The organism is Rhodococcus gannanensis (assembly GCF_042681175.1).
Lineage (GTDB): Bacteria > Actinomycetota > Actinomycetes > Mycobacteriales > Mycobacteriaceae > Rhodococcus_G > Rhodococcus_G gannanensis.
In genome coordinates this window covers 357,192-364,456 of sequence record NZ_JBHUFB010000022.1, presented here as the reverse complement: position 1 = coordinate 364,456, position 7,265 = coordinate 357,192, and the positions used below count along the sequence as shown (strand labels likewise).

Sequence of the window (7,265 nt, the reverse complement as noted above, 5' to 3'; positions counted from 1 at the left end):
GATGGTACTGCACTCGACAGGGTGTGGGAGAGTAGGACACCGCCGTACATAACATCAGGGGAAGCCCCGGAACCAGTGATGGTTCCGGGGCTTTTTCGCGTTTCCGGCCCCACCCATGCAGGCCGCGGCCGGCCGGATCGGCTGAACGCCACTTTCGTCTCGTCCGCCCGTATGAACGGCACGTTCAGCCGGCAGCACGGCACCGCACCGGATCGCCCGCGGTTCAGGTCGGTGGTGGGTGACTCCGGCCGGCGGCCACCGGTCGGTTCGGCTGAACGTCACCTTCACCTCCTCCAACCGCATGAACGCCACTTTCAGCCGATCGAGGACCGGCGTGTGGGCTGGCGGCCCTTGACTGGGGACGTCGGGTCGGCCGCTCATCCTCGGCGTGTGCGGTGGCGGGACGGCACGGGGGCGCGGATACTGACCTCACTGCCCGCGTGAGGGGGTGCGAGATGACGATGGTGTCGCGGTCCGAAGCCGCTGAGCCGGGTGCGTCGCGGCCCGGACGTGAATACCTGATGTGCCCCCCGACGTACTTCGACGTCGTCTATTCCATCAACGAGTGGATGGATCCGTCTGTCGCGGTGGACCGGTCACTCGCGCAACGGCAGTGGCAGACCCTCGTCGACACCTTCCGCGGTCTCGGCCACCGAGTCCACCTCGTCGATCCCGTGTCAGGTCTGCCGGACATGGTCTTCGTCACCGACAGTGGGCTCGTCGTGGACGGCGTCGCACTCGGAGCCCGCTACCGGACGGAGCAACGCGGGCCCGAGGCCGAGCATGTACTTCGCTGGTTCCAGGACAACGGGTTCCGTCGTCCGACCAGGCCGCGGTACGTGAACGAAGGTGGAGGCGACCTTCTCGTCGCCGGGCGGACGATCCTTGCCGGCACCGGTTTTCGGACGGACGAGCGTGCCCACACCGAAGCCGGGGTGCACCTGGGACTCCGTGTCGTCACCCTTCGACTGGTCGATCCCCGGTACTACCACCTCAACACGGCGCTCGGCGTTCTCGACGACAGCACCATCGCCTACCTGCCGGAGGCGTTCGACCCGCGCAGTGTCGCGGTGCTGCGGTCGATGTTCCCGGACGCAGTCGTCGCGACAGAGGAGGACACCCGGTCGCTCGGGCTGAATCTGGTCAGCGACGGCCACAACGTGGTTCTCAGTGCGCAGGCGACCTCGCTGGCCGGCCGACTGCGGGAACGCGGCTACAACCCGGTGCCGGTGGACATGTCGGAGTTCACGAAATCGGGGGGCGGGATCCGCTGTTGCACAATGGAACTCTCCGGTTGGACTCCGGGAGGCCTGTCGTGACACGTCCACCCGGCGCCGAGCTGACCGCGGCGGAGCTGGCCCGCGCCGACGAACACAGCGCCCACAACTACGACCCGCTTCCGGTCGTCCTCGAGTCGGCGTTCGGAGTGTGGGCCCGCGGAATCGACGGCGTCGAGTACCTGGACATGCTCGCCGGCTACTCCGCGCTGAACTTCGGGCACAGGCATCCCCGACTGGTTGCAGCCGCACAACGGCAACTGGAGCGGCTCACCCTCACCAGCAGGGCATTTCAGCACTCGGTGTTCGCGGACTTCTGTGAGGCCGTCGGTAGGTTGTGCCGCAAGGATGCGGTGCTGCCGATGAACACCGGCGCGGAGGCCGTCGAAACGGCGCTCAAGCTGGCCCGGAAGTGGGGCTACGACGTCAAGGGGGTCCCCCCCGACAGTGCGGAGATCATCACCTTCGCCGACAACTTCCACGGCCGGACCATCGCAATCGTGGGCTTCTCCACCGACGACGAGGCACGCGGCGGTTTCGGGCCGTTCCCGCCGGGTTTCCGGACAGTGCCGTACGGGGACGCCGCAGCGGTTGCCGCCGCGATCACCCCGAACACCGTCGGTGTGCTCGTGGAGCCGATACAGGGTGAGGCCGGAGTGCGGGTGCCCCCGGACGGCTTCCTCGCCTCGATCAGGGCCCTGTGCGACGAGCACGGAATGCTCATGATCGCCGACGAGATCCAGAGTGGTCTCGGACGGACGGGCCACACGTTCGCCTGTGACCACGAGAAGGTCGTCCCGGACGTGTACGTGCTCGGAAAGGCGTTGGGCGGCGGCATCGTTCCGGTGTCCGCCGTCGCCGCCGACTGGTCGGTGATGGGTGTGATCGGTCCCGGGCAGCACGGCAGTACGTTCGGTGGGAATCCGCTCGCCTGTGCGGTCGCCACCGAGGTTGTCGGCATGGTGGAATCCGGCGAGTTCCAGAGTCGAAGCCGGGAACTGGGTTCCCACCTGCACGCGTTGCTCGCAGAACTGCCGGGTGTGGGAGAGGTTCGGGGTCGTGGACTGTGGGCGGGTGTCGACCTGCCCGCGGGTGGTCCGTCGGCCCGAACCGTGTGCGAACGCCTGCTGGGCAGGCGAGTGCTTGCGAAAGATGCCCACGAGGGAACCATCCGACTTGCGCCGCCGCTGGTGATCGAGCGACGTGAGATCACCTGGGCGGTAGAGCAATTGGCGGACAGCCTGCAGTCGTCCGAATGACGGCGGTCCCCGATCCGAGAGGATCGGGGGACCGCCGTCGGCTACCCGCTACTTCCCGCGGATGGCGTCGAAGACCTTGGGGTCGACGAGGGTGGAAGTGTCGCCGAGGTCGCGTCCTTCTGCGATGTCGCGCAGGAGGCGTCGCATGATCTTGCCGGAGCGGGTCTTCGGCAGTTCGGGGACGACGGTGATCTGCCGGGGCTTGGCGATGGGGGAGATCTCGGTGGAGACCTGTGCCCGCAGTTCCGCGATCAGGGTCTCGCCGGTGTTCTCGGCGCCTTCACGCAGGATGACGAACGCGACGATGCCCTGACCGGTCGTCTCGTCTGCGGCGCCGACGACTGCGGCTTCGGCGACCGAGTGGTGTCCGACGAGTGCGGATTCGACTTCGCTGGTGGAGATGCGGTGGCCGGAGACGTTCATGACGTCGTCGACGCGGCCGAGGACCCAGAGGGCGCCGTCCTCGTCGTACTTGGCGCCGTCGCCGGCGAAGTACCAGCCCTCCTCGGCGTACCGGGACCAGTAGGTGTCCTTGTAGCGGTCCATGTCACCCCAGATGCCGCGCAGCATCGACGGCCACGGCTCGTCGAGGACGAGGTAGCCGTTGCCACCCGCACCGAGCGGGCGGGCTTCGTCGTCGACGATCTTCGCGGAGATGCCGGGCAGCGGAGCCATTGCGGAACCGGGCTTGGTGGCGGTGATGCCGGGCAGCGGGGAGATCATGATGGCGCCGGTCTCGGTCTGCCACCAGGTGTCGACGATGGGGGCGGTGCCGCCGCCGATGACGTCACGGAACCAGCGCCACGCCTCGGGGTTGATGGGCTCACCCACACTGCCGAGCAGGCGGATCGAGGACAGGTCGTGGGCGTCGGGGATCTCCCGTCCCCACTTCATGAACGTCCGCACCAGCGTCGGCGCCGTGTAATAGATGGAGACGCCGTACTTCTCGATGATCTCGAAGTGGCGGTGTTCGGTGGGGGAGTTCGGGGTGCCCTCGTAGACGACCTGGGTGACGCCGTTCGAGAGGGGCCCGTAGACGATGTAGGAGTGGCCGGTGACCCAGCCGATGTCGGCGGTGCACCAGTAGACGTCTTTGCCGGCCTTGTGGTCGAAGACGTTGTGGTGGGTGTACGAGGCCTGGGTGAGGTAGCCGCCGGAGGTGTGGATGATGCCCTTCGGCTTACCGGTGGTGCCGGAGGTGTAGAGGATGAACAGCGGGTGCTCGGCGTCGAAGGGCTGCGCGGTGTGCTGATCGGATGCCTTCTCGACGGTCTCGTGCCACCACAGGTCCCGACCTGCGACGGTGTCGACGTCGATGCCGGTGCGCTGGACGACCAGCACGTGCTCGACCGATTCCGCGCCGTCGACCGCCTCGTCGACAGCGGGCTTGAGCGGGGCGGCCTGGCCGCGACGCCACTGCCCGTCGACGGTGACGACCAGTTTGGCGGCGGCGTCGTCGATGCGCGAGCGCAGGGCGGTGGCGGAGAAGCCGGCGAACACCACCGAGTGCGTCAGGCCGAGGCGGGCGCAGGCGAGCATCGTGACGATGGCCTCGGGGATCATCGGCATGTAGATCGCGACGCGGTCGCCGGCGACCAGGCCGAGGTCGGTGAAGGCGTTAGCTGCCTTGGAGACCTCGGTGAGCAGGTCGTTGTAGGTCAGGGCGCGGGAGTCGCCCGGCTCGCCCTCGAAGTGGATGGCGACGCGGTCACCGTTGCCTGCCTCGACGTGCCGGTCGACGCAGTTGTACGCGACATTCAGCGAACCGCCGACGAACCACTTCGCCACCGGGGCGTCCGACCAGTCGAGGACCTGCGTCCATGGCGTCGCCCAGTCCAGTCGCTTGGCCTGGGTGTCCCAGAACGCGAGCCGGTCCGCGTCGGCGGCGGCCTGCAGTTCCGGGCCGGCGTTGGCCGCCGCGGCGAACTCCGGGCTCGGTGGGTAGATCTCGGACCCGTGCTCGGTGGCGTTGGTGTCGGCGGTGCTGGTCATGTCGGCCGTACCCTCGTTTCGGTGTCGTGATGCGGTTCTTCGCGCAGTTGTGAGGGTAGTCACATGCGATCGCAGGCGCACCGTTGCATCCCGCTGCAACCCGGCTTCGTGCGACGGCCGGTCGATTCGGCGCGACCGATGGCGGCGCCGCACGACGAATGGTCAGGCGAAATGCGGGCCCACCTGTGGTTGGCTGGACGAATGCGCCAGCACGTGAATGTCGTCACGCTCGGTGTTGCCGACGTGGAGCGGTCCCACCGCTTCTATGTCGAGGGCCTGGGCTGGGACGCGGCACTGTACGTCCCCGGGGAGGTGGCCTTCCTCCAGATCGGAGGCGGGGTGCTTCTCGCGTTGTGGTCGGTCGAGGCGATGGCGGGTGAAGCCGGGGCGACGGCACCGCCCGACGGTGCACAGGGTCGGGCGGCCGTCACGCTCGGGCACAACGTTGCCGACGAGTCGGAGGTCGACGCCGCCCTCGCCGACGCGGTGCGGGCGGGTGGGGCACTGCTGGTACCCGGCGCCCGGAGGTCCTGGGGCGGATACAGCGGGTACTTCACGGACCCGGACGGCTACCGCTGGGAGGTTGTGCACAACCCGGGTCTGGTGGTCCGGCCGGACGGAACGGTTGTGTTCGAGGGCTAGAGCGCCGACCCCAGGCCTACTGCGTGTGGCGCGGGTCGCAGGGGTAGCGTCGACCGCTGTGAATGATCCGCTCCAGGCCCTGGTGGAGTTGCCCGGCGTGCGTGAGGCAGCAGATCGCGCGCGCGATGCGCTGGGCGAGGTGCACCGACACAAGACCAATCGGCGTGGCTGGCCGACGACCGCGGCGGAGGCCTCGGTTCGGGCGGCGCGGGCGTCCGCCTCCATCGACGGCGGCAGCACCGAACTGCCTGCGGCGGGCGTTGCCGGGGACCCGGTGCTCACCGGAGCGCTGCGGGTCGCGCAGGCGCTCGACGGCGACGCGCTCCCCATCACGGTGTCCACCTGGCAGCGGGCGCCGCTGCAGGCGTTGGCGAAGCTGCACGTGCTCGCGGCGGCGGGGCTGGTGGAGGACGAGGCGGATCTCGGTCGGCCCCGGACCGCGCCCGGAGTGGCGGAGCGCCTCGATCTGCTCGCCCAGTTGGTGACGGGCGGGACAAAGGCCCCGGCGCCGGTGCTGGCGGCGGTGGTGCACGGCGAGTTGCTGGCCTTGGCGCCGTTCGGCTCCGGGGACGGCGTGGTGGCGCGCGCGGCCTCCCGGTTGGTTGCGGTCTCCACCGGACTGGACCCCCACAACCTCGGGGTGCCGGAGGTGAGCTGGCTGCGGCGCCGCCAGGCCTACCTGGATGCTGCGGCCGGGTTCGCGGAGGGCACGGCGCAGGGCGTCGGCAGCTGGGTCGTGTTGTGCTGCGGAGCGCTCGAAGCCGGTGCCAGGGAAGCGCTTTCCATCGCGGAGGCCGCGGCGCCCTGACGTCACGCCGTATGGTCGACGCGCATCGTCACGAATTACGTAGCGCTGCTGGACGGTTCGTGACGAAGGTGCACACGTGAAACGGGCGGCGTTGTCGACTCCCGTCGATATCGCCGCCCGCTAGCACGGACTACCCGGTTACCATGCGTGCAAAAATGGCCTGTGTTACGGCCTCGGCGTAGGCACGGGAACCGCCGGTTCGCCTCTGCAACTTGTGCAAGGTTCTCGCCAACGTGTACCCGAGTCACGCAGGCCCACAGCGACTCTGCCCTTATAGTGGCTTGCGCTCCGCGTGGGTGCCTGGTGTCCGTGCTGGGACTTCCCGACCGGGAGACCGCCTCTTCTCTTCCGAGTCGATCCTGGCCTGCCGTTCGTCCGTAACTCCTTTGTACCCTGTGGCACCGTCCACTTCAAGGGTTCAGCGGGCTGGATCGAAACGAGTTTCCGGGGCCGGTCAGCGGCGTTTGCGAAGAAGTGCGTAGGCGAGTGCGCCCGCGGTCATCGTCGCCAGCGCGACCGCCGCGGTCGCCACCGTCGAGGTGGCGTCCGGCGTGGGGATCCGGGACCTGATCGGAACCGGATTCGAGAAAGTCAGTACCGGCCAACCGTTTTCGGATGCGGCGCGCCGGAGGGCGCGGTCGGGGTTCACCGCGGCAGGATGTCCGACGGCGCGCAGCATCGGAAGGTCGGTGGACGAATCCGAGTAGGCGTACGACTGCTCGAGGTCGTATCCGTACTTCGCGGCGAGCTCGCGGACGACGTCCGCCTTGCCCTCGCCGTGGCAGTAGAACTCGAGTTCCCCGGTGAACCGCCCGTCCTCGACCGCCATCCTGCTCGCTGCCGAGTGGTCGGCGCCAAGCATCGCGGCGATCGGCGTCACGACTTCGTCGCCCGATGCGGACACGACGATCACGTCGTGCCCGCGCGCCTTGTGGTCGGCGATGAGGTCGGCGGCCTCCGCGAACACGAGCGGCTCGACGACGTCGTGCAGTGTTTCGGCGACAATGGCCCGCACCTGCCCGACGTCCCAGCCGGCGCACATGTTGGTCAGGTGGACGCGCATCCGCTCCGTCTGGTCGTGGTCCGCGCCCGACACGAGGAACAGGAACTGGGCGTAACTGCTCTTGAGGACCGACCTCCGGTTGATCAGACCCTGGTCGAAGAACGGCTTGCTGAACGCGAGCGTGCTCGACCGGGCGATGACCGTCTTGTCCAGGTCGAAAAATGCAGCGACCCGTCGATCGCCGAGGTCGTCGCGCGCATTCGCCGTCACGGCTCCAGAATAGG

General features: G+C 68.5%; 6 protein-coding genes. 4 read left to right on the top strand and 2 right to left on the bottom strand.

All coding sequences use genetic code 11. From position 1 onward, the window contains the following. Positions 1 to 455: 455 nt before the first annotated feature. A complete protein-coding gene (gene ddaH / locus ACFSJG_RS27130) occupies positions 456 to 1,319 on the top strand; it encodes a dimethylargininase (protein WP_378488347.1) in 864 nt (287 codons plus the stop codon). After that, on the top strand, positions 1,316 to 2,536 hold the full coding sequence (gene rocD / locus ACFSJG_RS27125; protein WP_378488346.1) for an ornithine--oxo-acid transaminase: 1,221 nt from the start codon (positions 1,316 to 1,318) through the stop codon (positions 2,534 to 2,536). The genes ddaH and rocD overlap by 4 nt, the downstream gene beginning before the upstream one ends. 48 nt (positions 2,537 to 2,584) lie before the next feature. Here the strand turns inward: rocD and acs are convergent, their stop codons facing one another. Then, positions 2,585 to 4,528 carry an acetate--CoA ligase gene (gene acs / locus ACFSJG_RS27120; RefSeq protein WP_378488345.1) on the bottom strand — a complete coding sequence of 648 codons (1,944 nt, stop codon included), beginning with the start codon at positions 4,526 to 4,528 and terminating at the stop codon, positions 2,585 to 2,587. Between the two features lie 201 nt (positions 4,529 to 4,729). Here acs and ACFSJG_RS27115 point away from each other — a divergent pair, with 201 nt between their 5' ends. Both ACFSJG_RS27115 and ACFSJG_RS27110 read left to right on the top strand, forming a co-directional pair. Then, a complete protein-coding gene (locus ACFSJG_RS27115; protein ID WP_378488344.1) occupies positions 4,730 to 5,170 on the top strand; it encodes a VOC family protein in 441 nt (146 codons plus the stop codon). Positions 5,171 to 5,228: 58 nt separating this feature from the next. Continuing rightward, positions 5,229 to 5,978 carry a Fic family protein gene (locus tag ACFSJG_RS27110; protein WP_378488343.1) on the top strand — a complete coding sequence of 250 codons (750 nt, stop codon included), beginning with the start codon at positions 5,229 to 5,231 and terminating at the stop codon, positions 5,976 to 5,978. A gap of 454 nt (positions 5,979 to 6,432) precedes the next feature. Here ACFSJG_RS27110 and ACFSJG_RS27105 read toward each other — a convergent pair whose 3' ends face one another. Continuing rightward, positions 6,433 to 7,251, bottom strand: a complete 819-nt coding sequence (locus ACFSJG_RS27105) for an HAD family hydrolase (RefSeq protein WP_378488342.1) — start codon at positions 7,249 to 7,251, stop codon at positions 6,433 to 6,435. Between the last annotated feature and the right edge of the window lie 14 nt (positions 7,252 to 7,265).